33 protein-coding genes are annotated in these 23047 nt (G+C 65.6%); 32 read left to right on the forward strand and 1 reads right to left on the reverse strand.

Going from position 1 to position 23047, the window contains the following annotated elements; translation table 11 throughout:
* Positions 1 to 39 precede the first annotated feature (39 nt).
* The 28 genes from AC07YZ_RS00905 (at position 40) to AC07YZ_RS01040 (ending at position 21301) form a co-directional block, all read left to right on the forward strand.
* Positions 40 to 468: a hypothetical protein gene (locus tag AC07YZ_RS00905; RefSeq protein ID WP_494793348.1), complete on the forward strand. Its 429-nt coding sequence runs from the start codon at positions 40 to 42 to the stop codon at positions 466 to 468.
* A complete protein-coding gene (locus AC07YZ_RS00910) occupies positions 465 to 842 on the forward strand; it encodes a VVA0879 family protein (protein WP_494793349.1) in 378 nt (125 codons plus the stop codon). Before AC07YZ_RS00905 ends, AC07YZ_RS00910 begins: the two co-directional genes overlap by 4 nt.
* The gene (locus AC07YZ_RS00915) at positions 839 to 2074 is read left to right on the forward strand and encodes a phosphoadenosine phosphosulfate reductase domain-containing protein (protein ID WP_494793350.1); all 1236 of its coding nucleotides are present in this window, start codon (positions 839 to 841) and stop codon (positions 2072 to 2074) included. Before AC07YZ_RS00910 ends, AC07YZ_RS00915 begins: the two co-directional genes overlap by 4 nt.
* Positions 2075 to 2082: 8 nt before the next feature.
* Positions 2083 to 2313, forward strand: coding sequence for a hypothetical protein (locus AC07YZ_RS00920; protein WP_494793351.1), 231 nt, complete (start codon positions 2083 to 2085; stop codon positions 2311 to 2313).
* A gap of 169 nt (positions 2314 to 2482) precedes the next feature.
* The gene (locus AC07YZ_RS00925) at positions 2483 to 2776 is read left to right on the forward strand and encodes a hypothetical protein (protein WP_494793352.1); all 294 of its coding nucleotides are present in this window, start codon (positions 2483 to 2485) and stop codon (positions 2774 to 2776) included.
* Between the two features lie 9 nt (positions 2777 to 2785).
* Entirely contained in the window at positions 2786 to 2974 is a 189-nt protein-coding gene (locus AC07YZ_RS00930; protein ID WP_494793353.1) for a hypothetical protein, read from the forward strand.
* A 33-nt stretch (positions 2975 to 3007) separates the two neighbouring features.
* Positions 3008 to 3181 (forward strand): hypothetical protein, encoded by a 174-nt coding sequence (locus tag AC07YZ_RS00935; protein ID WP_494793354.1) that lies wholly within the window; start codon positions 3008 to 3010, stop codon positions 3179 to 3181.
* Positions 3182 to 3264: 83 nt separating this feature from the next.
* Positions 3265 to 3609 (forward strand): hypothetical protein, encoded by a 345-nt coding sequence (locus AC07YZ_RS00940; RefSeq protein ID WP_494793355.1) that lies wholly within the window; start codon positions 3265 to 3267, stop codon positions 3607 to 3609.
* Positions 3610 to 3940: 331 nt separating this feature from the next.
* Positions 3941 to 6610 carry a hypothetical protein gene (locus AC07YZ_RS00945; RefSeq protein ID WP_494793356.1) on the forward strand — a complete coding sequence of 890 codons (2670 nt, stop codon included), beginning with the start codon at positions 3941 to 3943 and terminating at the stop codon, positions 6608 to 6610.
* An 81-nt stretch (positions 6611 to 6691) separates the two neighbouring features.
* Entirely contained in the window at positions 6692 to 7204 is a 513-nt protein-coding gene (locus AC07YZ_RS00950; RefSeq protein ID WP_494793357.1) for a hypothetical protein, read from the forward strand.
* Between the two features lie 8 nt (positions 7205 to 7212).
* On the forward strand, positions 7213 to 7830 hold the full coding sequence (locus AC07YZ_RS00955) for a hypothetical protein (RefSeq protein WP_494793358.1): 618 nt from the start codon (positions 7213 to 7215) through the stop codon (positions 7828 to 7830).
* Positions 7827 to 8390 carry a hypothetical protein gene (locus tag AC07YZ_RS00960; RefSeq protein WP_494793359.1) on the forward strand — a complete coding sequence of 188 codons (564 nt, stop codon included), beginning with the start codon at positions 7827 to 7829 and terminating at the stop codon, positions 8388 to 8390. Before AC07YZ_RS00955 ends, AC07YZ_RS00960 begins: the two co-directional genes overlap by 4 nt.
* Positions 8387 to 8797 carry a hypothetical protein gene (locus AC07YZ_RS00965; protein WP_494793360.1) on the forward strand — a complete coding sequence of 137 codons (411 nt, stop codon included), beginning with the start codon at positions 8387 to 8389 and terminating at the stop codon, positions 8795 to 8797. Before AC07YZ_RS00960 ends, AC07YZ_RS00965 begins: the two co-directional genes overlap by 4 nt.
* 20 nt (positions 8798 to 8817) lie before the next feature.
* Entirely contained in the window at positions 8818 to 9054 is a 237-nt protein-coding gene (locus AC07YZ_RS00970) for a hypothetical protein (protein ID WP_494793361.1), read from the forward strand.
* Positions 9055 to 9092: 38 nt separating this feature from the next.
* Positions 9093 to 10025, forward strand: a complete 933-nt coding sequence (locus AC07YZ_RS00975) for a phage tail tube protein (RefSeq protein WP_494793362.1) — start codon at positions 9093 to 9095, stop codon at positions 10023 to 10025.
* Between the two features lie 58 nt (positions 10026 to 10083).
* A complete protein-coding gene (locus AC07YZ_RS00980; protein WP_494793363.1) occupies positions 10084 to 10404 on the forward strand; it encodes a hypothetical protein in 321 nt (106 codons plus the stop codon).
* A gap of 26 nt (positions 10405 to 10430) precedes the next feature.
* Positions 10431 to 10793: a DUF1799 domain-containing protein gene (locus AC07YZ_RS00985; RefSeq protein ID WP_494793364.1), complete on the forward strand. Its 363-nt coding sequence runs from the start codon at positions 10431 to 10433 to the stop codon at positions 10791 to 10793.
* Positions 10794 to 10821: 28 nt separating this feature from the next.
* Complete coding sequence (locus AC07YZ_RS00990) at positions 10822 to 15762, forward strand: tape measure protein (protein WP_494793365.1); 4941 nt, start codon at positions 10822 to 10824, stop codon at positions 15760 to 15762.
* A complete protein-coding gene (locus AC07YZ_RS00995; protein ID WP_494793366.1) occupies positions 15759 to 16700 on the forward strand; it encodes a hypothetical protein in 942 nt (313 codons plus the stop codon). Before AC07YZ_RS00990 ends, AC07YZ_RS00995 begins: the two co-directional genes overlap by 4 nt.
* 4 nt (positions 16701 to 16704) lie before the next feature.
* The gene (locus AC07YZ_RS01000; RefSeq protein WP_494793367.1) at positions 16705 to 18171 is read left to right on the forward strand and encodes a hypothetical protein; all 1467 of its coding nucleotides are present in this window, start codon (positions 16705 to 16707) and stop codon (positions 18169 to 18171) included.
* A gap of 9 nt (positions 18172 to 18180) precedes the next feature.
* On the forward strand, positions 18181 to 18723 hold the full coding sequence (locus tag AC07YZ_RS01005; protein WP_494793368.1) for a DUF4376 domain-containing protein: 543 nt from the start codon (positions 18181 to 18183) through the stop codon (positions 18721 to 18723).
* 2 nt (positions 18724 to 18725) lie between these two features.
* A complete protein-coding gene (locus AC07YZ_RS01010) occupies positions 18726 to 19163 on the forward strand; it encodes a hypothetical protein (protein ID WP_494793369.1) in 438 nt (145 codons plus the stop codon).
* Between the two features lie 39 nt (positions 19164 to 19202).
* Positions 19203 to 19448 (forward strand): holin, encoded by a 246-nt coding sequence (locus tag AC07YZ_RS01015; RefSeq protein WP_494793370.1) that lies wholly within the window; start codon positions 19203 to 19205, stop codon positions 19446 to 19448.
* Entirely contained in the window at positions 19448 to 19636 is a 189-nt protein-coding gene (locus tag AC07YZ_RS01020; protein WP_494793371.1) for a hypothetical protein, read from the forward strand. Before AC07YZ_RS01015 ends, AC07YZ_RS01020 begins: the two co-directional genes overlap by 1 nt.
* Positions 19633 to 20166, forward strand: coding sequence for a glycoside hydrolase family protein (locus AC07YZ_RS01025; protein ID WP_494793372.1), 534 nt, complete (start codon positions 19633 to 19635; stop codon positions 20164 to 20166). The genes AC07YZ_RS01020 and AC07YZ_RS01025 overlap by 4 nt, the downstream gene beginning before the upstream one ends.
* Complete coding sequence (locus AC07YZ_RS01030) at positions 20163 to 20288, forward strand: hypothetical protein (RefSeq protein ID WP_494793373.1); 126 nt, start codon at positions 20163 to 20165, stop codon at positions 20286 to 20288. The genes AC07YZ_RS01025 and AC07YZ_RS01030 overlap by 4 nt, the downstream gene beginning before the upstream one ends.
* Positions 20288 to 20623 carry a hypothetical protein gene (locus tag AC07YZ_RS01035; protein WP_494793374.1) on the forward strand — a complete coding sequence of 112 codons (336 nt, stop codon included), beginning with the start codon at positions 20288 to 20290 and terminating at the stop codon, positions 20621 to 20623. Before AC07YZ_RS01030 ends, AC07YZ_RS01035 begins: the two co-directional genes overlap by 1 nt.
* Before the next feature lie 213 nt (positions 20624 to 20836).
* Positions 20837 to 21301, forward strand: a complete 465-nt coding sequence (locus AC07YZ_RS01040) for a hypothetical protein (protein ID WP_494793375.1) — start codon at positions 20837 to 20839, stop codon at positions 21299 to 21301.
* A gap of 3 nt (positions 21302 to 21304) precedes the next feature.
* Here AC07YZ_RS01040 and AC07YZ_RS01045 read toward each other — a convergent pair whose 3' ends face one another.
* On the reverse strand, positions 21305 to 21619 hold the full coding sequence (locus AC07YZ_RS01045) for an Arc family DNA-binding protein (RefSeq protein WP_494793376.1): 315 nt from the start codon (positions 21617 to 21619) through the stop codon (positions 21305 to 21307).
* Positions 21620 to 21724: 105 nt separating this feature from the next.
* Here AC07YZ_RS01045 and AC07YZ_RS01050 point away from each other — a divergent pair, with 105 nt between their 5' ends.
* The 4 genes from AC07YZ_RS01050 to AC07YZ_RS01065 all read left to right on the forward strand — a co-directional run bounded on the left by AC07YZ_RS01050 (position 21725) and on the right by AC07YZ_RS01065 (position 22972).
* Positions 21725 to 21904: a ribbon-helix-helix protein, CopG family gene (locus tag AC07YZ_RS01050; protein ID WP_494793377.1), complete on the forward strand. Its 180-nt coding sequence runs from the start codon at positions 21725 to 21727 to the stop codon at positions 21902 to 21904.
* Entirely contained in the window at positions 21901 to 22134 is a 234-nt protein-coding gene (locus tag AC07YZ_RS01055; RefSeq protein WP_494793378.1) for a hypothetical protein, read from the forward strand. The genes AC07YZ_RS01050 and AC07YZ_RS01055 overlap by 4 nt, the downstream gene beginning before the upstream one ends.
* The gene (locus AC07YZ_RS01060; protein WP_494793379.1) at positions 22134 to 22601 is read left to right on the forward strand and encodes a phage regulatory CII family protein; all 468 of its coding nucleotides are present in this window, start codon (positions 22134 to 22136) and stop codon (positions 22599 to 22601) included. Before AC07YZ_RS01055 ends, AC07YZ_RS01060 begins: the two co-directional genes overlap by 1 nt.
* Before the next feature lie 143 nt (positions 22602 to 22744).
* Positions 22745 to 22972 carry a hypothetical protein gene (locus AC07YZ_RS01065; RefSeq protein WP_494793380.1) on the forward strand — a complete coding sequence of 76 codons (228 nt, stop codon included), beginning with the start codon at positions 22745 to 22747 and terminating at the stop codon, positions 22970 to 22972.
* The last annotated feature ends 75 nt before the right edge of the window (positions 22973 to 23047 follow it).

Below are 23047 nucleotides of genomic sequence, written 5' to 3' on the forward strand. Positions count from 1 at the left end.
AGTGCCCAACCCCCGATACCACTCGAAAGGAAGAAGCGGATGCACTCTATCACCGAACAGGCTCAGTATGTGAGCCTGCAACATACCGGGCTGCCTGTGTCGGCTCCCTGCTACAGCGGCAGCTGGCTGGGCGTCACCCGCGCGCGGTTTGCCGACCTGTCCGACCAGCGCACCGGCTATCTGGTGGCACTGGAGGTCAAGGGCTGGGGCGTGATGCTGCTCAGCACCGCCGACCCGGCCCTGTACCTGCTGGTGCTGGAAAAGCGCCTGCGACCGCAGCTTCTGGCCGAAGGGGAAGCCTTCGATCTGCTGGCGATTTGGGGCCCGGTGACCGCACATCACCAACTGGCGCGCGAGCTGGTAGAACAGTTCACCGGCACGAAGCAGACCCGCCTGATCCGTGAGCCGCTGCAGAAGGTTGTGCGCGCGGTGTGTGCCAGGCTGCAGCTGGAAGGCGGTGCAGCATGAAGACGATGACGCTTGACGAGTTCCACGCTGCCTGCGAGGCGCAGGCCTCTCGCCGCGATGAGATCGTGTTCCGCTGTCCCATGTGCAAGACGCTGCAGATGGGAAAGGACCTGATCCGCGCCGGGGCCGGAAAAGACTTTGACGAAGTGGAGACGTATCTGGGCTTTTCCTGCGTCGGCCGCTTCACTGGAGCAGGCAGTCCGCCGAGGCAACCGGATGGCAGGCCTTGCAACTGGACCTTGGGCGGGTTGTTTCAGGTGCACCAGTTCGAGGTGATCACACCGGACGGAAAGCACCACCCGCGTTTCGAGCTGGCGACGAAGGAAGAGGCCGACCAGTACCGCGCGTCTCAGGTTGAAGGGGGTGCATCATGAGCTCGGGACAAGCATCGTTCTTCGACGGCGGAAAGCGCCTGCAGATGACGGAATCCATTGACCTGACGATTCAATCACTGCAGGCCTACGGGCCGGATCACCCTCACTGGGGCGTAGCCTGGTCTGGCGGGAAAGACAGCACCGCCACGCTGACACTCATTTGTTGGCTGATCGACACCGGAAAGATCGTCGCGCCGCAAACTCTCACTGTCTTTTACGCCGACACCCGGCAGGAGCTTCCACCTCTGGCCATTGCCGCCGAGCAGATCATGGATGAACTGCGAGAGCGCGGCATTCGCGTCGATGTAGTGTGCGCCCCGATGGACAAACGTTTCATGGTCTACATCTTGGGCCGGGGTGTTCCACCACCAAACAACAACACGCTCCGCTGGTGCACCAGGCAAATCAAGATTGACCCGATGGAACAGGCGCTGCGTGATCGAATCGCCGATATCGAAGGACAGATCCTGATGATCACCGGTGTCCGTCAGGGTGAGAGCGCCATCCGAGATCGCCGCATTGAGATGAGCTGCGGCAAGGATGGTGCCGAGTGTGGCCAGGGCTGGTATCAGCAAGTGTTGCCCAACGCCAAAGGTCTGCGCGGTCGGATCGCCACGCTGGCACCGTTGCTGCACTGGCGGGTGTGCCATGTCTGGGAATGGCTCAAACACTGGGCGCCTCGCGTCGAGTTCGGAGACTGGTCAACGGCCATGGTCGCTGATGCCTATGGCGGAGACGAAGCCGAGGAAATCAATGCGCGCACTGGCTGCATAGGATGCGCTCTGGCACAGGAGGAAAAGGCCCTGGAGTCCATCCTCTCGCTTCCGAATTGGGCCTACCTTGCACCGCTTCGCGGTATTAAGCCGCTGTGGCGAGAGTTGCGTGAACCTAAGCACCGGTTGAAAAAGGCTGGAGCCGAGAGATTGAAAAACGGCAGCATTGCAAAAAATCCCCAACGCATGGGACCGCTGACCTTTGAAGCCCGGTTGATGGCCCTGGATCGGGTCCTGACCATTCAATCCGATTGCAATTCCGCCGCACGAACGCTGGGCCGCCCAGAGATCAACCTGATCAACGCCGAAGAAGAGGCACGCATCCGTGCCCTGATTGCTGCGCAGACCTGGCCGGATGGTTGGGACGGAGACGAACCGACAGGCGATACCGTGATGGAAACGGTCTATCAGAACGGCGCGGTGCAGCCTCTGCTGTTTTTGGAAGGTGGTGCAGCATGATGCCCGCCATGGACGAACTGCCTGACACCTTGGCATCCGCCGAAGACGCCCGCACCAGCGTGGCTGCGCTGATCGAGCTGCTGCGCGGTTGCCCGCCGGAATACAAGCTGAGCGCTGGCCTGTTCGTCGGGCTGCTGGTGAGCGTGCAGGCGAATCTTGAGAACGTGGTTGACGGAATTGCCGTTGCGGCGGGCGTGCCTCGTGTCCCAATGGGCCAGGATGCAAAATGCTTGCAGTGAGCCAGGCGAGCGGTGGCTACACTGCCCGCCTGGCTTGCGAGCTGCCGCCTTTCGGGCCTGACGGTGAACTGGCGATGGCGCAGATGTTTGGGCTGCGGCAGTTGCTCAAGGATGGGTGGGACATTTGGCACACGGTGGCGCGCAAGGGCCACGAACAGAGGAGCAGATCATGAGGATTCCGGTTTATTTGAAGGAAACGACAGAGGTGCGCGCGGTGCTCGTGGGCGCGGTCGACCTGCTGCCCGTCGAGTTGGATCGTTCGGCCATTGATCGGTCGATCCAGCTAGACGGCACCACGAAGACGGTTCGCCTTGACCTTGAAAAAGGCCCTTATGGGGTCCCGTTCGCCACGCACTCTGTGGCGCCGTTCGACTACGGTGAGGCCGAGCACTTCTGGTATCTCAAAGGGTTGCAGGATCTGGACGCTGCTGTGCAGCGGATGAAGCCCGCCACGGTGGCCTAGGTGGTGGCGATGGGCGAGGCGATCACGATCACTACCGATGAGGCGAACTTGATGCGCCAGTGGTTTGGTGCTGTGCAGGACGTGAACCCGGCTTTCCTGGCGGCCCAGGACTATGAGTTGGCGCAACGGCTCTATCAGGCGCTCGGGATGCGTGTGCCGAACAGCATCAGCGCGGGCACGCTGAAGGCTGGCGAATAGGTGCAGTGTTGGGCCCGTTGGGGGAGGAACGAGATGGACGTTGCAAGACGACTGGCGGGCTGGGCCTTGCTGGTGCTGGTGTCTGGCGGGTTATTCGCGGGAACTGTGTTTGCCTCGCAGAGCTTCTGGACAGCCGCGATGGTGTGGGGACTCGGCATCGTGTCGGCGGGCCTGATCATCGTAGGCATTAAGTGGACGCTGGGTTAAGGGACCAACACAGAGCGCAGCGGACCGCCGTAGGCGGTCCGACTGGCGCGCCGAGTTGAACAGCACCACACCGGAGAGAAACGATGGACGTTGAACAAAACATGGTTGCATTTGAAACCGCGATGCGATGGAACGGTTTCAACAGCCCGACGCGAAGCGCGACCGGCGACGGGTACACCTACGCCAGGGACGCCGACAGATTCAGAGGCTGGAACCTGCATTTGCAATCTCAGGCTTTGGAAATTGAGTACCTGCAAGCCATCGAAGCTGCCGCGCGGCGCGTGGTCGCCGCGTTCGAGGCACTGGGAACAGCTCAGCACGCCGGCTCGCTGCTGATGGAGCGCGGCAACTGCGAGACAGCCATGGTGGCGCTCAAAGGCGTGTTGTTCAACACCGGCAATGAGCGGCCCAACGGGTCCGCTCGATAGGAGAGTTCGACATGACAAACAACAGCAGAGGCGTTGACGTTGAGTGCATCGAGTGCGCTTGGCAGGGCGACGAAAGCCGGACGGATTCGAGGCATTGCCCGGAGTGCGGCGGCGAGTGCCTGGAACTTGAGGAGATTTACGGGCCGAACGGAACGCACCCAGACCCCGACTGGGGTAATCCGTCGAACACCACAATGACCGGCACGTAGCGTCCGGTCGATGGCCCGGTTGGGCGGCTGATTGAAGAACCGGAGGGGGGCAGATTGCCCCCTTTTTTTGCGCCCGAATCACAGGGACGATGCCATTCGCGTAACTACCGCGAACAGGCACCATGAAGCGTTCCCTACTGTCTCTTGCAGCGTCTGCGCTGGCCGTGTCGGCTGGCGCTTTCGGCGTTGCCGTGCCGGGCCGGCACATCCTGCTTTCCGACGATGACACGACCAACAGCCCACCTGGAACGGTGCGGTTTCTGTCGCAGCGCGTCGAGCTGGCGGAGGGGCAGACGCAGAGCTGGGTGACGTTGACCCGGACGGGCAATTTCAGCGACCCGCGCTACGGCGATTTCATGATCACGCCGACCCATCTGCTGCAGATGAATGAGAACTTCGTCAAGGGCGTTCTGGGGCAGGACGTGTTCATCGATGTGGCGCACCGACCGAACGATGGCGCGGCGGCCAAGGTGTTGAAGCTGTCTGTGGAGAACGGCCGGCTGCGCGCCTTGGTGGGGTGGACGGAGTTCGGCCTGGACGCGGTGAAGAAGCGTGGCTTCGCCTACCTGAGCGCGGAGTACCACGAAAACTGGCGCGACAACGAGACCAAGGAAGCCCACGGCTGTGTGCTGCTGGGTGCTGGCCTGACGACGCGGCCCGTGATCAAGAACCTGGACCCGGTGCAGCTGTCGCAGGCCGATGACGACGCGCAGTCGTTCCGCCTGGCTGTGAGCACCCAACTTATCAACGAACTCTCGGAGCAAACGAACATGAACTGGCTCGAACAACTGAAGGCCAAATACCTGGCCATGGGCATTTCCGGCGACGCGCTGACCAAGCTGCTGGCCGAGGCGAAGACCGCTTTCGACGCCGCCGGCGGCGACCAGACCAAGGCGCTGGCCGCGATGACCAGCTGGGAGGGCATCGGCAAGGCGGTATCTGACCAGATCAAGGCGCTGGCCGACCAGGGCAAAACCGGCCCGGTGACGATCACCCTGGCCGCGCCTGCGCAGACCGTGGACGTGGGCGCCGAGGTGGCCCGTCTGCTGGCCGAACGCGAAACGGCCGCGGCTGCCGCTGCGACCTCTCTGGCGGCCAAGCACAAGCTGCTGAGCGACACGATTGCCGACGCCGACAAGACGCTGACGCCCGAGGGCGTGAAGAAGCTGTGCGAGCCGCTGTTGCCGATGATCACGGCCGTGTCGACCGATGACGCGGTGAAGGCGCTGGCACAGGTGCAGATCGAGCACGTGAAGCAGCTGAGCGCGGCGCACAAGCTGGTGACGCTGGGCTATGCCCCGCCCAGCGGCAGCGTGCACATCACGGTGGACAGCTCCAACGGCATCAAGGCGCTGCAGGAGCAGATCGACAAGCGCCTGGGCTATGACCGCATGAGCGAGGCCGAGCGTTACGAGAAGACGGGCGGCAAGCTGCTGGCCAAGAACAAGGACTTCGCCGAGAAGGCGCTGGCGCAGTACGACTCGATCCACGGCGCGCGCCTGGACGCCGAGCACAAGGCGCTGGCCAGCGGCACCGGCCTGGTGAGCGATGTGGCGGTGCCTGCCGTGGCCGAGCGCACGGTGCTGCGTGAATCGCTCTTCAACCTGATCAGCATGAATTTCATGAACGTGGGCACGGCCCCGTTTGCCCAGGTGATGACCATCCCCTACAGCTACCGCGACACGGCGGCGGCTGGGGTGAACGCGCTGCGCCGCTACGAGGGCCAGGGCATTCGCAATTCGGGTGTGATCCAGACGCAGGAAGAAACCCGCCCGATCCCGCAGAAGCTGGGCTTCCGGGTGTCGGAGGAGCTGCGCATGCTGATGAGCGCGAGCGTGATCGACTTCGACCCGGTGACGGAGAACATCCGCAACATCGTGCGGATCGTGGGCGAGGACACCGAGGCGCTGAACTGCAATGAGCTGGTGTGCAGCGCCGACGAGTACGGCGCGCTGGCTTTCACCGACACGCTGACGGCCCAGGTGGATGGCACGAACAAGGTGTTCGTGACGACGAAGTTTCCGGTGGTGCGCCCGCGCAAGGTGTACGACCTGCAGGGCAACCAGGTGGGCACCACGCTGAACGCGCTGACGGTGACGCTGAACGCGGTGTTGCGCTCGGAATACGTGCTGCCGGCGGATGGCTCGGCGCTGGCGGCCGGGCTGTACTACATCATGGACTGGAACCTGGGCGAGCTGCGTTTCGTGGACGAGAGCGGCGCGGCGGTGGCCCCTACCGCAGCCTGGGTGTTGACGGTGGGAGGCTTCTACACCACGAACGTGGTGAAGTGGGACAGCGATGCGGTGGCCAATGAGGATGTGAAGGACCGCTATGACCGGCTGCTGACGGTGATCGGCGGTCGCAAGGCGGTGATGAGCACGGACCGCTTCTACACCCCGAACATGATCCTGATGAGCGCGCACCTGGACAACGCGATCAGCCAGGCGCGCAGCTTCGAGGCGAACGCCTCGCGGGTGGCCACCGGGCTGGCGCCCGATGGTTCGCTGGGCCAGATCAAGGCGCTGCCGACCTTCAACACCACGGCACCGGGCTTGATGATGGGTGACACCCGCATCCTGGTGGGCGAGCGGGCGAACAGCCGTTTCCGCATGGTCAAGCCGTTTGCCATGAACCCGCTGGAGCAGGCCCGCAACGCGCAGGGCCAGTTCATCGACCAGAAGGAAACCTTCGGCACGCAGTGGCTGGGCATCCACACCCCGACGCAGCTGAAGAACAGCCTGACCAGCGTGGTGGTGTACAGCGCCACCGGCCGCGTGGCGCGTGCTGCGTAACCCACACCCACCAAGAGCGAAGCGTAGACCCCCCGCCGGCCGTGCGTGCCGGCGGGGTGCTGGCAAACCAAGGAGAGTGACATGGGTGTGCAGTACATCGAGAACACGGGCAGGAACGTGATGTTCGTGGGTGGCAAGTTGATCCCGCCGGGCGAGGGGCGCCACATCGACGTGGCCGACACGGCGCCGGAGCTGAGCGATGCGCGGCCGGCACCGGTGGCCGCGGCGGGCCCGACGCTGGCGCAGCTGATCGCCGACATGCTCAAGGGAAACGTGAAGAGCGTGGTGGCTCAGCTGCCGCAGTTGACGGGCGAGGCGCTGGATCTGGTGGTGACGATCGAGGGCGCGGACGGCACGCCGCGCAAGAGCCTGCTGGACGCTGTGGCGGCCGAGCAGCTCAAGCGCGCGAACGCCCGCCTGGATGAAGGGCAGGCGCAGGCCGAGTTTGAAGCGCTGGTGCAGGTGGCCTACCAGAAGCAGCTGGACGCGCTGACGGCCGATGAGCTGGCGGCCATTGGCGAAGAGGGCCGGACCCTGCTGATGGATCAGGCGCGGCTGGAGGTGCAGGCCGATCTGGAAGATGGCAAGGCCTGACCATGGGCATGGCGCTGGCTGACCTGGTGGCGGACCTGAAGACGTCGCTGCACGACAGTGCGGCGGTGTTCAAGGCGACCGATGACGCGGATTTCAAGCGGTTCCTTTCGCAGTCGCTGCCGGACATGCAGTTCAAGCGGCCGGTGAGCCGCCTGGCGAGTGTGTCGCTGCAGGCCGACCTGTCGCGCTATGCCGTGCCGGTGGATGACTTCGCGGCCTTCAAGCTGAGCGAGTGGGCGGACCCGCGCCGCGCACCGAAGCCCTGGGAGCCTGGCTACCCGGGCGCGGTGCCGCGCATTGCCACGGAGTGGGACGGCGCGGCCTGGTGGGTGGTGCTGGAGCCGGCGCCGACGCTGGCGCTGCTGGCGTGCTACGGGACGGAGCTGCGGTTCTGGTATTTCGCCCGCCACGTGCTGGGCGCGACGGCTGGCGAGACGACGGTGAACGAGCTGGACCGGGGGCTGCTGTTGCTGCGGGCCCAGGTGGAGGCGATGAAGGAACTGGCGATTCGCAACGCCTCGAAGCCGGTGCAGCTGCGCGACGGGATGAGCGGCACGCCGCGCAACAGCACGCCGGCCGCGCTGGCGGAGCAGCTGATGCAGCAGTTCAGGGAGGCGCGCAGATGAACACGGCGGGCGACCCGGGCGTGTACCGCGTGACGGCGGCGCTGGAGGCGCATGGCCAGGCGATGGAGAGCGCGCTGTGGGCTGAGATGGCCCGGCTGGCGCAGGAGGCGGCTCGCAAGATGCGCGACCTGGCGCCGAAGTGGCGCAGCACGCTGGTGAATTCGATTGCGGTGAGCATGCCGGCGCCGAACACCTGGGAGGTGCGCCCGGGGGTGGCGCACGGGCTGTTTCGGGAGAAGGGCCAGCGCCCTGGCAAGCACTTGCCGCGCTTTTTTGACCCGGCGGCCAAGCCGATCGTGGACTGGCTGGCGAGCAAGGCGTTTGCAGGGGTGCGCCGGGCCCGGGCGGGCACGAAGCGGTTCACGGCGCGGGAGCTGGAGCTGCGCGACCGGTACATGGGGCTGAGCTGGCATGTGAAGCACAAGGGGCTGCGCGCGCAGCCATTCGTGGAGCCGGTGGCGCTGGTGATGGAGCGCACGGTGCCGCAGCGGATGGCGGCGGTGGTGCAGCGCCTGGTGGAACAGGCGAACCGCGCGGGCGGTAACGGGGCAACGGCATGAGCGACGCGAACGCTGGACTGGATGCGGTGCTGGCCAGCCTGACGGCGGCGCTGCCCGGGCGGTTTGTGCAGCGCGGGCTGGTGGACCCGGCCGCGGCCGATCGCGAGCAGCTGCTGGCGGGCCTGGTGTGCGTGGTGAGCCGGGGCGGCGGGCAGTTCGCGAACTACCTGGGCCGCGAGGGGCAGCTGGGGACGATGGAGGTGGCGCTGGTGTGCTTCCTGGTGGTGGACGAGGCGACGCAGCCGGTGGCCATCGAGCAGGCGGAGCTGGCGCTGCTGCAGGACTTGCTGGCCTGGACGTCGTACCCGAGCGGGGTGGGGTCTGCGCTGCCGAAGGAGTTTCGCCAGAGCGAGCAGCTGGAGCACCCCTATGGCTGGCTGGTGCTGGGCCTGGATGTGCGGTTTTGATGCTGGAAGGAGTGATGACCATGGCAACAACGAAGAAGCCTGCCGGCCGGGCGGCGCCGGACCCCGAGAGCGTGGGCCCGGCTGCGCCGGATGCGCACGCGGCCACGGCCGATGGCACCGCCGTGGTCGCGCCAGAAGAGCCGCCGCGAGTGCCCATGCCGGTGCCGGCGGGCGGCTGGCCACCCGATGAGTTTTCGGGGATGGCCGGGCGCTTCGTGCGGGACCCCTACACCGGCGTGCGGCGCCGGGCCGAGTGACACCCTCTCTTTGACTTTCTGACTTTTTAGGAACGACCATGAAACTGATGCGCAACCTTTTGGTGATGGCCAAGGCCCAGGTGGCCAAGGGCACGCCCGCCACCCCGGCGCCTGCTGACAACGCGATCCTGTGCCAGAGCGTGACGCCGAATCTGATCAAGGCCGAGTTCGTGGCGCGCAACCTGATCCGCCCGTACATGGGCAACTCGCCTTCGAGCACGGCCGGCGTGCACCGCGGCATTGAGTTCGTGGTGGAGCTGGCCGGCTCTGGCGCGGCTGGCACGGCGCCGGCCATCGCGCCCCTGCTGCTGGGCTGCGGCATGGCCGAGACGCTGACCGTTGGCGTGAGCGCGGCTTACGCACCGGTGACCAGCGGGCAGACGTACCTGACGCTGATCTGCAACCTGGATGGCATGGAGTTCGTGCTGACCGATGCGATCGGCACGGTGAGTTTCGAGATGTCGCCCAAGCAGATCCCCGTGGCGCGCTTCAGCTTCCTGGGGATCTACACCGCCGCGACGGATGCGGTCATGCCCGCCGGCGCGAGCTTTGCGGCGTTCCTCAAGCCGCTGACGGTGGGCCGGGTGAACACGCCGACGTTCACGCTGTTCGGCACCACGCCGTGCGTGGAGTCGTTCAGCTTTGACCTGGCCAACCAGATGACCTGGCGCGAGTTGATCAACTGCGGCGGGGCGCACCGCTCGGACCGCAAGCCCACGTCGAGCTTGAAGATCGAGCTGCCGAGCGTGGCGACGAAGGCCTGGGGCGAGGCGGTGCGCCTGTCCGAGGAGGGCGCGCTGGCGGTGGTGCACGGCGTGACGGCCGGAAACATCGTGAAGGTGGACGCGCCGAAGGCCTGCGTGTCGGCCGAGCCTTCGATCGAGGACAGCAATGGGGTGGCGATGCTGAACCTGCAGCTGAGCCTGAACCCGGACGCGGGCAACGATGAGCTGGTGTTGACCTTCATCTGACCGGCCCCCACCCACTCACGCATTTTTTTCAACTGGAGATTGACCGATGGCTTTTCAAATGACCCAGAAACCCACCTTCACGGTGGAGGTGACGGTACCGGTGCCCAACGACAAGGGCGGGCACGACAAGAACAAGTTCGTGGCGGTGTTCAAGCGCACGAGCACGGACGAGGCGCGCGCGTTCTACGAGGCGCAGGTGAGCAATGAGGACCTGATCCGCGACCGGATGGTGGGCTGGGAACTGGTTGACAAGGAGACGAACGAGGCGGTGCCGTTTTCGCGGGACAACCTGGAGGCGCTGCTGCAGATCGCGCCGAGCCCGAAGTTCATCGCGCAGGCGTTTTTTGAGCAGGTGGGCGGGGGAAAACACAGAACCTGATCGAGGCGACGCGGCACTGGGTGGGCGTGAAGCCCGTCCAGAGCCCGACGCGCATTGATCAGGGGGTGCTGGACATGATGCGCCGCTGGGGCGCGAGCGCGGAGGACCTGGCGCTGGCCGAGCAGGTAAGGGATTTGCGGGAGGGCGTGCAGGGCGATGTGTGCGAGGTGTGGCCGGAGAACTGGGAGCACTGGCGGTTTTTCCTGGGGGTGAGCTCGCAGTGGGTGTACGCCGGAATGGCGGGCGCCCGGGTGGCGCTGAACTGGCCGGGCATCGAGGTGGTGGCCCGGGCGCTGGGGGTACGGGGCAAGGCGTGGCGCGAGCAGGTGCTGGCGCTGCAGGTGGTGGAGGCCGCGGCGCTCAAGGCTTGGAGCGAGCAGGCTGAATGATCGACGACAACGGACACGAAGAAGGACCATGACGGGCAACCTTGGAACGCTGGTGGTACGCCTGGCGCTTGAGCTCAAGCGCTACAAGGCGGAGCTGACCGATGCTGTGCGCGAGACGCAGGAGCAGATGGTCCGGGCGCAGCGTGCCACCCAGGGGTTGACCGCAGAGACGAAGAAGCTGGACCAGCAGGCGGGCAGCGCGGCGAGCCAGTTCGGCAAGCTGGACCGGGCCGTGAACAGCGCGGACTTTTCTCGGCCGGCATCGGGGTTGGCCAGCCTGGTGGGCAATGTGAGCCGGCTGGGGTTGCTGACCGGGGTGGGCACGGTGCTGACGGTGATCGGCTCGGCCGCGGTGAAGCTGGCGGGGGACCTGGTGCCGGTGCAGCGGCGGTTTGACGTGCTGAATTCGAGCATGGTGACGGTGACCGGCAGCAGCCGCGCGGCGGCGAAGGAGATGGCGTGGATCAAGTCGTTCGCGGCGACCACGCCTTTCCAGCTGGACGAGGTGAATTCGGCTTTCGTGAAGCTCAAGGCGATGGGGCTGGACCCGTCCGAGGCGTCGTTGCGCAGCTATGGCAACACGGCCTCGGCCATGGGCAAGAACGTGAACCAGATGATCGAGGCGGTGGCGGACGCGGCCACGGGAGAGTTTGAACGGCTGAAGGAATTCGGCATTCGGGCGCGGGTGGAGGGCGACCAGGTGTCGTTCACCTTCCAGGGGGTGACGACGTCCGTGCGCAACAGCGCGGAAGAGATCACGGGCTACCTGCGCTCGCTGGGCGACGTGAACTTTGCTGGCGCCATGGCCGAGCGCGCCGCGACGCTGGACGGCACGCTGTCGAACACGGCGGACAGCTGGGAACGGTTCGTGCTGTCGGTGAGCCAGGCGGGGGCGTCTGATGCCATCGGCTCCACGGCGCGCGCGGCGAGCAATGACCTGAACGTGTTGTCTGACACGCTGGAGTTGTCGAAGGCGCGTGGTGAGGGCTTCTTCCATTCGATGGCGAACGCAGCCGGTGTGGTCGCTGGACGGGGTGCGTTTGGCTTGCTGCAGGGCAGCGCGAACTTGTTGAACGGTTCGATCAACGCCCTGACCGGCGGGGTGCTTGACCTCAACACCCATATTGATCTGATGCCGGACACCTTAAAGCCGGTGTCTGCCCAGATGGAGCTCACCGCGGCGAAGATCAAACAGGCGGAGGCCGAGTATGTGGCGCTGGCCGATCGCCTGAAGCAGGCGCCGGACAACATCTACATCAAGAGCGAGCTGGGCAATCTGGCCCGGTACATTGCGACGCTGCGCCAGGCCCGGGATGAGCAGCGCGCCCTGATGGGCGGGGCCACGCCGGACGGGGTGGGGGCGGTGCCCAGTGGCGACGCGGCGCTGGCACGGGCGCAGCGGGCGGACTATGACCGGCGCAAGGCGGCGGCGGAGGCGGCGATGCGCAAGTACGCCACGCCGCAGGAGAAGCTGTCTGAAGAGCTCAAGGCCCAGCGCGCGGCCCTGGGCGACTTGTTCACCCCTGCGCTGGAGAAGCGCATCACGGAGAACTTCATCAAACCGACGCGGGCGAGCAAGAAGGCCGCGCGCGAGGCGAAGGACGAATTTGCCGAGCTGTACAACAAGCTCAGCGCGAAGGACGTGGGGATGGACCCCTCGTTCTACAAGGACTTGAACACGCTGCACGAGGGTTACCAGAAGGGCCGCATCGGCGTGGACGAGTACCGTGCCGCCGTGGAGAACCTGGTGAGCACGCAGCGCTTTGCGACCGAGGCCGCGCAGGAGCTGGCCAAGGCGCAGGAGGCCGATGCGAAGGCCTACGCTGACACTGTGGGCGAGGCACAAAAAATGGTCAGCACCGTGGCTGACCGCATCACCGCGCTGGAGAACGAGGCCCAGGTTTCGGAAATGGTCCGAACCCTGAAGATCAGCGAGGCCGAAGCCGTGGAGCTGCTGAGCATCGCCCGGCTGCGTGAGAAGGCCACGATCATCGAACTGTTTGACCCGCAGGCGGCCGAACTCGCTCACCTGAAGGAAGAAATTGCCCAGCGTGAAAAGCTGGTCGGTCTGCTCGGGAAGAAGCGAGAAAACAAGGCCGTCACCGATGCGGCGGAGGATGCCAAGAAGGCCTGGGAGAAGACGGCGGACAGCATCGAGTCGACGCTGACCGATGCGCTGATGCGTGGCTTCGAGAGCGGCAAGGGGTTCGGCGAGTCGCTGGGCGACTCGATCGTGAACATGTTCAAGACGTATGTGGCCCGGGAGATTGCCTCCAGCATCTCGAAGGCGCTCATGTCGTCGATGAGCGGGCAGGGCGGCTGGTTGTCTGCGCTGGGGTCGATTTTCGGGGGGGGCACTGGCGGCGGCGGTGGCGTGGATTACGGGCAGCTGGCCAGCGCGGCCTACAAGTACTTCACCGGCACGGGGACTACCGGCGCCGCGGCGGGAACGATCGCGAATGGCATGACGCAGTCGCAGATGCTCGCGGCTCAGGAGGCGGGCATGGGCACGACCGGTGCGGGTGCCAGCGGTAGTGCCGGCGCCGGGTACATGACCTACGCGGCGTTCATCTATGCGTTCGCGATGATCGCCTCGAACCTCTACAACAAGGGCTATACCCGGGCCGCGCTGGGCCACGGTGAGGGCGACCGCGAGTACCGGCCGAGCGGCGTGGGCACCACGGGCGCGGGCTCCAACCGCAACGCAATCTACGAGGTCAGCGGCGAGAACATGAACCGCAAGCTCATGGATGACCTGGGCCTGTTTTCCGAGAAATGGCGCGACATCCTCAGTGGTTCCACCCGCATGGCCACGCTGTTCGGCCGCAAGCTCAAGGCGTTTGGCCTGGAGGCCAGCATCTCCGGGCTGGACACGCAGGTGAGCGCGTTCGAGTACTACAAGGGCGGGCTGTTCCGCTCGAACAAGACGATCAAAACCGAGGCCACCGAGGCGGAGGTGAAGGGCCTGCGCGACCAGGTGGACAACGTGCGCGAGAGCTCGAAGGCTTTGGCGCGCGCGATGGGCTACAGCGACGATGCGATCGACGCGTTCGTGGGCTCGGTACGGGTGAATTTCAAGAACGCCCGAACCGGCGCCGAGGCGGCCAAGCGGTACGCCGAGGCGATGGACGATCTGAAACGCCAGATGGTGAACAGCGCCACGGGCGCGAACATGAGCAAGGAAGCTTTCAAAGAGTTCATGACCGACATCCAGGAGTCGATCAAGGCGGCGGGCATCAGCACCGAGGGCATCGGGCAGATCATCCTGGACGGCATGATGGGCCGGCTTTCCGAGCAGCAGGTGGGCGACCAGCTGGCGGACATGATCGTTGGGGGCATCTACGAGAGCATCGCGGGCAACTACGCCGGGCAGATCGCCTCCATGTTCACCAGCCAGATCATTGAGCCGATTTTCGTGGCGATTGCTGCCGGCGTTCCGATCTCGCAGGCGATCAGCCAGGCGGCCATTGCCAACATCGTGGAGACGGCCCAGAAGGCCGCCCAGGCGCTGAACGCGATCTTCTCGAACCCCGAGTTCCAGAAGGCGATGGCCGATATCGGCCAGGCGATCAAGGGGGTGTCTGGCGCGGTGACGAAGGTGAAGGTGCCGAAGTTCGGCAGTGCGAAGTCGAACGCCGCGAATCAGGAGGCCCAGACCCGATACCAGCTGGAAACCCAGCTGCTGACGCTGCTGGGACAGACGGACAAGCTGCGCCAGCGGGAGCTGGCTTCGCTGTCGGCCAGCAACCGGGCCTTGCAGCAGCGCATCTGGGCGATCGAGGACGCCAAGGAGGCGATGGATGACGCCTACACGGCGCTGGAGCGCGCGGCGGACAAGCAGCGGGAAGTCTGGCAGGGCGAGCTGGAAGCGGCGACGGAGCTGGAGAGCACGGTCAAGGACGTTTTCGACTTGCTGAAGGACAGCATCCGGGATCTGCGCGGTGAGGTGGATTCGACGTTGACGATGCAGGCGGACGCCGGGCGGGCCTTGATCCGCGATGCGATCGGCTCTGGCGTGCTGCCCGATGCCGATGACCTGGCCGATGCGATTGACTCGGTGTCTCGCCGGCTGGAGGAGGCGAACTACGGCAGCGCCACGGAGCGCGCGCGGGCGATGCTGGTGTTTGCCAATGAGCTGGAGTCCCTGCAGGGTGTGGCCGAGCCTCAGTTGAGCGCGGCCGAGCAGCAGGTGGCGCTGCTGGAGAGCCAGCTGGAGGCGCTGGACCAGCAGCTGCAGGCGGCGAAGGATCAGGTGGATGCGCTGCTGGGGATCGACACGAGCGTGAAGACCGTTGAGGCGGCCGTGGCTTCGCTGAGCCAAGCGATGGCGGGGTATGCGGCGGCGGTGGCGGCTGGGCAGGCGGTGGCGGTGTCTTCCGGGGCTGCGCCTGGCGGTGGGTCTTCCGGTGGCGGCTCGTATTCGGGCGGTGGCGGTGGCGGCGGCGGCGGTGGATCCAGCAAGGCGTGGACGGCCGATGGCTACTGGGCCAAAAACCAGGACCTGCAGAAGGAGTTCACCAGCGCGAACCTGGCCAATTCGCCGGACTTCAACAAGGACCCCAATCTCTCGGCCCGAGATGAGTACCTGGCCTGGCACTGGGCCACGCGGGGCAAGAAGGAGAACCGCAAGTTCGCCACTGGCGCGGCTTTCTCGAACGGGATCGTGAGCCGCCCCACGCTGTTTGACGTGGGGCAGATGGGCGAGAAGACCCCCGAGGGAATTTTGCCGCTGGCGAATGTGGGGGGGCGCCTGGGGGTGCACTCGGTGTCGGGCGGCGATGAGCAGACGAAGGCGCTGCTGCGCGAGCTGATCCGTGAGGTGCGTTCGCAGCAGCCGGCGCGCAACGCCACGGCGCTGCACACGAGCCGGGTGCGCGACGTGCTGGAGCGGGTGACGCAGAAGGGCAACGCGGTGGCGGTGAAGACGCTGGCGGGCCAGTCGCTGGCGACGACGGAGGTGACGCCATGACGGTGACGGCGTCGAGGGTGATCCGGCCGGTTGAGTTCGTGCCGGCGCAGCTGGTGAGCACGAGCGCGACGAACCCGGACCCGGTTTGGGCGGCGGGCAGCTATGCGCTGGGCGCGTTGGTGACGCACGACGTGACGGCCGCCGGCGTGACGCTGCCGCACCAGTTCGAGAGCCTGGTGGCGGCGAACACGGCGACGCCAGGCAGCGATGCGACGAAGTGGCTGGATCTGGGGTTCGCGAACACGGTCTCGATGTTCAACCGCAAGGACGTGTCGCGCAAAACGAGCGCGGCCGATAGCCTGGTGGTGGTGCTGGGGCCGGGAACGTACACGGACTCGCTGGGCCTGTTCGGCCTGGAGGGTGATTCGGTCATGGTGGAGGTGCTGGAGGGCGACGGCATCACGGTGGTCGACACGCGCACGGAGGAGCTGGTGGGGCGCTCGGTGACGACGTTGCTGGAGTACCTGTGGGAGCCCTTCCTGCAGGTGGAGCGTGCGGTGTTCGAGGGGCTGCCGGTTTTCCCGGATCGCCTGCTGAAGATCACGGTGGAGGGCTCGGCGTCGGCGGTGGGCGCGGCCTGCTACGGCGTGATGAAGACCCTGGGCCATGAGCCGGAGTACGGCGCCGCGTGGGAGCTGACCGATTTCATCGGGGTGAAGCGCGATGACTTCGGCAACCTGACCGACCTTTTCCCGGAGGCGCCTTACGCGGACACGGTGAGCCTGGCCGTATGGGTGGAGAAGGGCCTGATCCCGGCGCTGAAGGCGGGGCTTGTCGCGTTGCGGCAGGTGCCGACCGTGTGGATTGGCAACGGGGGCGAAGACGCGTACCGCAGCGTGCTGGTCACGCTGGGGGTGTTCGACCAGGTGAGCCTGGTCATCTCCGACGAAATTGAATCTCTTTTGGATCTCCGAGTGATCGGCGTTACCACGGACTAGAACCATGACCGCACCTGTTGTACCCACTTTCTCCGGCCCCTTGCCGCTCAAAACAGACCTGCCGAACTACGAGACCAACTCTCAGCGGTTCATGAACGAGTTCCCCGGCGTGATTGGCGGGATGAACGCGCTGGGCACGTACATGAACGCGAACATGCCCACGGTGACGCAGCTCAACGCTGCGGTGGCCAGCGCTGAAGAAAGCACTGAATCTGCCGCAGCGGCTGCGCAGGCTGCGGCAGATGCATACGACGCGTTCGACGACAGGTTTCTTGGCGCGAAGGCTTCGAACCCGACGCTCGACAATGATGGCGATCCGCTGGCCGTTGGCTCGCTGTACTGGAATGCGACGGTCAGCGAGATGCGCGCATGGAACGGCGCTGCCTGGGTGGCCGCGAGTGTTGCAAATGCTGTGAGCCGTGGCGGGGACGAGATGACCGGGCCGCTTGAAGTGCCGGCCGGTGCCTCTGGTGCCCAGGTGCCGCAAGCACAGGAGGTAGCCCTGTTGGCCAGCACACAGATCGGCACCAGCAACGTACTGATCAACGCCACCGGCCAGATTGCGCAGGAGGCGCTGGGCTCGCGCACCGACGACACCTACGCCGAGGACGGTTGGAGTGCCTTGACGCAGTTCGGCGCGGTCACGGCAAGCACAGTCAAGGACGCCGAGGACGGCACACCGTTCATGATGCGCCTGCTGCAGGCCCAGGCCACACCGCAGCGCATGGGCCGCCTGCAGATCATCGAAGCCAGCCGGTCGAAGCCGTGTCGAGGTCAGATCTATACAGCCCGGTTCGGGCGGGTTCGGTGCAGCGCTGCAGAGACGGTGCGATACGCGCTGTTGGCGTGGACTGGGACCGCAGATGTGGTGACAAGCGATGTCGTCAACGACTGGACCAGCGCGACCTACACGCCCGGCAATTTCTTCCTCGCATCCAACCTGTCTGTGATCGCAACGGGGTCGCACGCCCTCGCCGCGAACACTCTGACCGATGGTGTTTCTCTCACGGGTGTCGTGCCTTCCGGCTGCAACAACCTGATTCTGTTCTCGTGGACCGAAGCTGCAGTGGCCCAGAACGTCACGCTCGACCTGGCAAAAGCCAGGATCAATCACGGTTCGGTGGCCACACCCTACAAGCACGAAGACGATGCCGAGGTGCTGCTCGCCTGCAGTCGGTTCAAGGTGCCATTGGATAACCGAAGGCCAATGGGGCAGGCTGCATCTGCGTCGGCTGTCACATCAATTTCGGTGGTGGTCCCGGTGCCAATGCGGGTCACACCCTCTATTTCGAACAGCAGTCACGCATTCACGAAGTCAGACGGCGGCAGCACGGCGGGGTTCACTGTGACTGTCACGTCAATGGTTGGCAACACCTTGCGCCTGGATGCTTCTGGCGGCTCGACGCTGGTGGCCGGCAACGCGACGATCATGGTTCCCGCCGCAAATACCTGGCTGTTCGCCCTGTTGTAAGGAGGCGCTATGTACCAGGTCATCAACAGCACCAACATCCAGCACCTGCCATCTGGCACGGTCTTCCCAACGGCACCCGGCAACATGGATTACGAGGCGTACCTGCAATGGGTAGCGGCCGGAAATGAGCCGATGCCCGCAGACCATCCGACGCTGGACGAGCGCCGAGCAGCCGTTTGGGAGCTGATCAAGGTGGAGCGCTCGCGGCGGGAGGGTGGTGGCGTGCAGGCTGGCGGGCATTGGTTCCAGACCGATTCGGACAGCCGCATCAAGATGCTGCGGCTGGAGGCCAAGGCCGTGGCCGCGCTGGCTGCTGGCGGGGCTGCTGCGGACGTGCTCACGGTGGCTGGCCAGCCGATCCAGTGGAAGACCACCGAGAACGGCCTGGTGCCGATGACGGTGGACCTGGCGCAGGGGATCATGCTGGCCATCGAGCTGCTGGACGCCCTGGCCTACACGCGGGCCGAGGTGCTGCGCGCGCAGGTGATGGCATCGGGGGAGCCAGAGGCGATCGACATCACCACCGGCTGGCCGCCGGTCTACGGGGGCTGACCATGATGGCGGCCCTGGGCTACATCGTGTTGTTGCTGCTGGCGTTCTGGCACGGCTACGTGCACGCCATGGGGTTGTACCGGGCGAAGCTGCAGGGGCGGCTGGTGGGGCTGCCGCTGTTGCTGTCGCTGCCGGTGGTGTTCGTCACGTTCGTGCTGGACGTGTTGATCCAGCTCACCGTGGCGTCCATCGTGTTCTGGCAGTGGCCCGCGGGCCTGGGCCTGGGCTGGCGCACGGTGCGCTTCTGGGGCCACGCCTGGACGCTGCCGTGGCCGGTGGGCGACTGGTTCGTGACGCACCGGCTGCGCCGCTACATCGCCGCTGGCCCGGCGCTGGGCTGGCGCTACCGGTGGGCCTACTCGATTTGCCACTACCTGGCCGACCCTTTTGACCCGACAGGGGCGCATTGCGACTCCGACGCTCCCGAGCTGGACGACTGATCTGGCTCACTTCTCCACCCAAAAAAACAGGACCACCGCATGAACCGGGACGCCCTCGACGCCACCGCCGCAACCCTTGGGACCAAGGCCGCCTATACCGGTGCGACCACCACCATTGGCAGCTGGATGCTGTCGAGCGAGTTCGGCGTGTTGGCCGGACTGCTGATTGGTGTGCTGGGCCTGCTGACGAATCTCTATTTCCAGCACCGCCGCGACCGGCGCGAGGAACGTGAACACCAGCGCCGCATGGCGCAGATGGCCAGCCAGCGGGGGGACTTGTCGTGATGAACGATCAACTCGCATCCATCGCGCGGCAGCGGGGGAAGGTGGTGGCCCTGCTGGTGATCTGCGGAACGGCCGTGGCGCTGGTGCACAAGGAGGCCGCCGCGGCGATCTTCGCGGCGATCGCGGTGCCGGTCGGGGCCCTGGCCGCGATGGAGGCATGGGCGACGGGAAGGAGCACCGAAGAATGAAACAACGCATCGTGATCGGCCTGCTGTCGATGAGTGCGGCGGCGTTTGTTGCCCGCCTGGCACACGAGGGGTACACCGATGGCGCGGTGATCCCGACCAGGGGCGACGTGCCCACCAAGGGCTTCGGCTCGACAGTGAACGCCGATGGGTCGCGAGTGAAGATGGGCGAGCGCATTGAGCCGGTGGCGGCGGTTCGCCTGGCGCTGGTGCACATCCAGAAGGACGAAGCGAGCATCAAGCAGTGCATCGGCATGGAGGTGCCGTTGCACCAGGTGGAGTTCGATGTGTACACGGAGCTGGCCTACAACATCGGCACGCCGACGTTTTGCGTCAACAAGAAGACCGGCGGGCCCGGCGCCATCCCCAAGGCGCTTCGGGCCGGGGACTACCGGGGCGCGTGTGACGCGATCCTGCTCTACAAGTTTGCCGCCGGGTACGACTGCTCGACCCCTGGGAACAGGCGCTGCAGTGGGGTCTGGAAGGACCGGCTGCGGCTGCACGCGAAATGCATGGAGGCGCAGACACCATGAAGCACTGGGAACGTGAATCGGCTTGGCTGCTGGATGGCCTGGGGGCTGCGGTGCTGTGCGGGCTTGCCGTGGCGCTGGCCTTGGCCGGCACCACGCTCTGGCTGGCCTGGAGGGTGTGGTGATGGGCGGGCTGCTGGATCTGATGAACCCGACGCGCTGGGCGTTGCTGGGCGTGGTGTTGCTGGCGCTGATGGGCGCGCTGTGGGGGGTTCACGCCGCGGGCGTTTCCGCCGGGCGCGCCGAGGTGCGGGCCGAGTGGGACCGGGCGAAGAAGACGGCCCAGGACAAGCAGGACGAGAGGACCGAGCAGGCCGAGAGGGTGCTGATTCAGGAGGTCGAAGTCTTGCGCACTGTGTATCGAGACCGCATCAAGGAGGTGAAGACCTATGTACCGAGCCCTGGCACTGCCTGCCCTGCTGACGCTGATTTTGTGCGGCTGTTCAACGCCGAGCGCTGAGCCGGTGCGTGTGCGTTTGCCGCTGTCGATGGCGCAGCCGTGCGCGCCGCTGCCACGGCTGGAGGTGGCCGATGGGCAGGACCTGCGCCCGGCCATTCTGGACAACCGCGTGGAGTCTGAGCGTGTGCACGCCGAGTGCGCCGCGAAGCACCGCGCGGTGGTGGAAGCTGTGAGTGAGAAACCCCGTAAACCCCACGCTCAAAGGAGCACACGATGAAGATGATGAAACGACTGATGATTTGCCTGGCCGCCCTGGCTCTGACCGCCTGCGCGTCGCTGGACGCGGCCCACATGGAGGGCCAGAAGCAGGATGCGGCGAAGTTCAAGGAGTACACGGATGTGGAGTACCAGAAGCAGGTGGCGGTGCAGGAGTGCTTCAAGAAGGCGAGCACAGACAACCAGCTGAGCACCTGCGCGCTGATGGGGGTGGCCACGGGCATGGCGAGCACGTTTGGCGGGCGGCCCACGGCCACGGCCATCGCGCCGACGACGGGCCAGGTGATCCAGGGCACGGTGTCGGCCGTGGCGCCCTATGCGGCGGGGGCGAGCATCGTGAAGTCGGCCACGGCGGTGCAGGCGAAGGACCCGGTGGTGGTGACGCAGCCGCAGCCGCTGGTGGTGCGCCCGGAGGTGGTGCAGCCCACGGTGGTGACGGTGCCGGCAGCGGCGGCGCCTTGACGGCTACTTGAAGAGGGAGAGCAGCGCGAGCTGCTTTTCCACCGGCATTCGGCGGAAGACGCCGAGCATGGCCCGGTCGGTCTCTGTGAGGGGATCGGCCGGGCTTTTTTCTTCGGCGTGGTTTTCTGTGGCCACGTTGGGGGCGGTGTAGCTGGGGGGGGTGGTTTCGGCCTGAAGGCTGGCTTTGAGCCGCAGGTTGATTTCTGCCGTGACCGTTCGGCCGTGGATATACGCGGCTCGCTCGATGGCCAAACGAATGTCGTCGGGCATGGCGAGCAGGAACCTGGGGGGCCTCTTCTTCTGGTCTTCGGTTTTCACGGTTCGGATTATCGACTTCAAACAATATTTGTCATTGACTGTTGCATCTTTGGCTATCCATGGATATAGTTCGGATATCCGTTGTGGATATCCAAGGATTGCCAAATGTCCAAGTCAGTGAAAAAGGTTCTGGTGAGCATCCCGGAGCCATTGCTCAAGAGGATCGACTCGAAGGCACGCAGCGAACAGCGATCGCGTTCGGCTGTGCTGTGCATTCGTGTGGAGAAGGCCCTGAAGCTGGAGGGTCGCCGTTCAAAGCCTGTCAGCGATGGGGCTGCATCGTGAGCGGGGTGCCGTTGCGTGGCGGCACGCCCGTGGTGGTCAGGATGCGGCCCGCGCAGATCGAGCATCTGGACCGCGCGGCCGCCGCGAATCTGCGCAGCCGGTCTGCCGAGGTCTTGTTCCGGCTGGCCGAGTCGATGAGGGGCGAGAGCTTCGATGCACATGGCTGCATCGTGAAGCAGGCCCCCGCCGTGGGCAAGGCCGTGGGTGAGCCACCGCAGGGGGGCCAGTGATGCCCAAGAAAGACGAAATCGACCACGCGAACCCTTTCGAGGCGTTTCGCCGGCTGGTGTACCTGCACGACGTGAAGCGGCTGGCCCCGCAGATGGGGATGAAGCCGGGGACGCTGTGGAACAAGGCGGACGCGGACACGGACACCCATAACCAGCCGACGCTGCGCGATGTGGTGTCGCTGACGCAGCTGACGGGGGACACGCGGGTGCTGGACGCGCTGAACGAGATGTTTGGCCGGGCGGCGTTTGACGTGTCGCCGCATGCGCAGGCGAGTGACGAGGCGTTGCTTGAGCTGATCACTCGCATGGGGGTGGAGAGCGGGGAGTTCCACGCGGCGGTGTTGCAGGCGCTGGTGGCCAAAAAGTTCACGGTGGCGGATCTGCAGGCGATCCGGGCGGAGGCGTTTGACCTGGTGGGGGCGCTGATGACGCTGGTGCATCGGGTGGAGGGGCTGCTGGATGAGTAGGCCCGATGTTTCCCCGATGGCTGAGCGCTTCGGGCCGGTGGTGCACCGGCTGGGGGGCGCGACTCGGCCGAAGTTTGTTTCCGGTGTGTTGGTGTCCCTGTTTGGCCGCGAGTTTGAGGCGGCCGTTCAAAGGAGGCTGTGCGATGGGAACCCTGTCTGTGGATCAGCAGCAGCTGGAGCTGTTGCAGGACACGGTGGCCCCGGTGCCGCTGGAGACGATGAAGGCGATGCGGCGGGTGTTCGACCGGCGCTGGCGCCGGTGGCACTGGTGCCTGCGGTTCGAGGACGCGTGCCGGGACCCGGTGACGTTTCGGCTGCTGCGGTTGTCGGTGGAACGGGGCCGGGGCGGGCCTGCGTGCGGCGATGAATGACCTGGATTTGAAGGATGTGCCGGCATGGAGCCTTTTGGGCTGTGTGTGGGCGCTGGGTTTGGCCTGCCTGGTGTG

The organism is Hydrogenophaga sp. GW101-3F08, assembly GCF_059424585.1.

Coding starts and splice junctions, on each gene's coding strand:
- AC07YZ_RS00905 (WP_494793348.1), top strand. CDS start 40: ATGCACTCTATCACCGAACAGGCTCAGTATGTGAGCCTGCAACATACC.
- AC07YZ_RS00910 (WP_494793349.1), top strand. CDS start 465: ATGAAGACGATGACGCTTGACGAGTTCCACGCTGCCTGCGAGGCGCAG.
- AC07YZ_RS00915 (WP_494793350.1), top strand. CDS start 839: ATGAGCTCGGGACAAGCATCGTTCTTCGACGGCGGAAAGCGCCTGCAG.
- AC07YZ_RS00920 (WP_494793351.1), top strand. CDS start 2,083: ATGGACGAACTGCCTGACACCTTGGCATCCGCCGAAGACGCCCGCACC.
- AC07YZ_RS00925 (WP_494793352.1), top strand. CDS start 2,483: ATGAGGATTCCGGTTTATTTGAAGGAAACGACAGAGGTGCGCGCGGTG.
- AC07YZ_RS00930 (WP_494793353.1), top strand. CDS start 2,786: ATGGGCGAGGCGATCACGATCACTACCGATGAGGCGAACTTGATGCGC.
- AC07YZ_RS00935 (WP_494793354.1), top strand. CDS start 3,008: ATGGACGTTGCAAGACGACTGGCGGGCTGGGCCTTGCTGGTGCTGGTG.
- AC07YZ_RS00940 (WP_494793355.1), top strand. CDS start 3,265: ATGGACGTTGAACAAAACATGGTTGCATTTGAAACCGCGATGCGATGG.
- AC07YZ_RS00945 (WP_494793356.1), top strand. CDS start 3,941: ATGAAGCGTTCCCTACTGTCTCTTGCAGCGTCTGCGCTGGCCGTGTCG.
- AC07YZ_RS00950 (WP_494793357.1), top strand. CDS start 6,692: ATGGGTGTGCAGTACATCGAGAACACGGGCAGGAACGTGATGTTCGTG.
- AC07YZ_RS00955 (WP_494793358.1), top strand. CDS start 7,213: ATGGCGCTGGCTGACCTGGTGGCGGACCTGAAGACGTCGCTGCACGAC.
- AC07YZ_RS00960 (WP_494793359.1), top strand. CDS start 7,827: ATGAACACGGCGGGCGACCCGGGCGTGTACCGCGTGACGGCGGCGCTG.
- AC07YZ_RS00965 (WP_494793360.1), top strand. CDS start 8,387: ATGAGCGACGCGAACGCTGGACTGGATGCGGTGCTGGCCAGCCTGACG.
- AC07YZ_RS00970 (WP_494793361.1), top strand. CDS start 8,818: ATGGCAACAACGAAGAAGCCTGCCGGCCGGGCGGCGCCGGACCCCGAG.
- AC07YZ_RS00975 (WP_494793362.1), top strand. CDS start 9,093: ATGAAACTGATGCGCAACCTTTTGGTGATGGCCAAGGCCCAGGTGGCC.
- AC07YZ_RS00980 (WP_494793363.1), top strand. CDS start 10,084: ATGACCCAGAAACCCACCTTCACGGTGGAGGTGACGGTACCGGTGCCC.
- AC07YZ_RS00990 (WP_494793365.1), top strand. CDS start 10,822: ATGACGGGCAACCTTGGAACGCTGGTGGTACGCCTGGCGCTTGAGCTC.
- AC07YZ_RS00995 (WP_494793366.1), top strand. CDS start 15,759: ATGACGGTGACGGCGTCGAGGGTGATCCGGCCGGTTGAGTTCGTGCCG.
- AC07YZ_RS01000 (WP_494793367.1), top strand. CDS start 16,705: ATGACCGCACCTGTTGTACCCACTTTCTCCGGCCCCTTGCCGCTCAAA.
- AC07YZ_RS01005 (WP_494793368.1), top strand. CDS start 18,181: ATGTACCAGGTCATCAACAGCACCAACATCCAGCACCTGCCATCTGGC.
- AC07YZ_RS01010 (WP_494793369.1), top strand. CDS start 18,726: ATGATGGCGGCCCTGGGCTACATCGTGTTGTTGCTGCTGGCGTTCTGG.
- AC07YZ_RS01015 (WP_494793370.1), top strand. CDS start 19,203: ATGAACCGGGACGCCCTCGACGCCACCGCCGCAACCCTTGGGACCAAG.
- AC07YZ_RS01020 (WP_494793371.1), top strand. CDS start 19,448: ATGAACGATCAACTCGCATCCATCGCGCGGCAGCGGGGGAAGGTGGTG.
- AC07YZ_RS01025 (WP_494793372.1), top strand. CDS start 19,633: ATGAAACAACGCATCGTGATCGGCCTGCTGTCGATGAGTGCGGCGGCG.
- AC07YZ_RS01030 (WP_494793373.1), top strand. CDS start 20,163: ATGAAGCACTGGGAACGTGAATCGGCTTGGCTGCTGGATGGCCTGGGG.
- AC07YZ_RS01035 (WP_494793374.1), top strand. CDS start 20,288: ATGGGCGGGCTGCTGGATCTGATGAACCCGACGCGCTGGGCGTTGCTG.
- AC07YZ_RS01040 (WP_494793375.1), top strand. CDS start 20,837: ATGAAGATGATGAAACGACTGATGATTTGCCTGGCCGCCCTGGCTCTG.
- AC07YZ_RS01050 (WP_494793377.1), top strand. CDS start 21,725: ATGTCCAAGTCAGTGAAAAAGGTTCTGGTGAGCATCCCGGAGCCATTG.
- AC07YZ_RS01060 (WP_494793379.1), top strand. CDS start 22,134: ATGCCCAAGAAAGACGAAATCGACCACGCGAACCCTTTCGAGGCGTTT.
- AC07YZ_RS01065 (WP_494793380.1), top strand. CDS start 22,745: ATGGGAACCCTGTCTGTGGATCAGCAGCAGCTGGAGCTGTTGCAGGAC.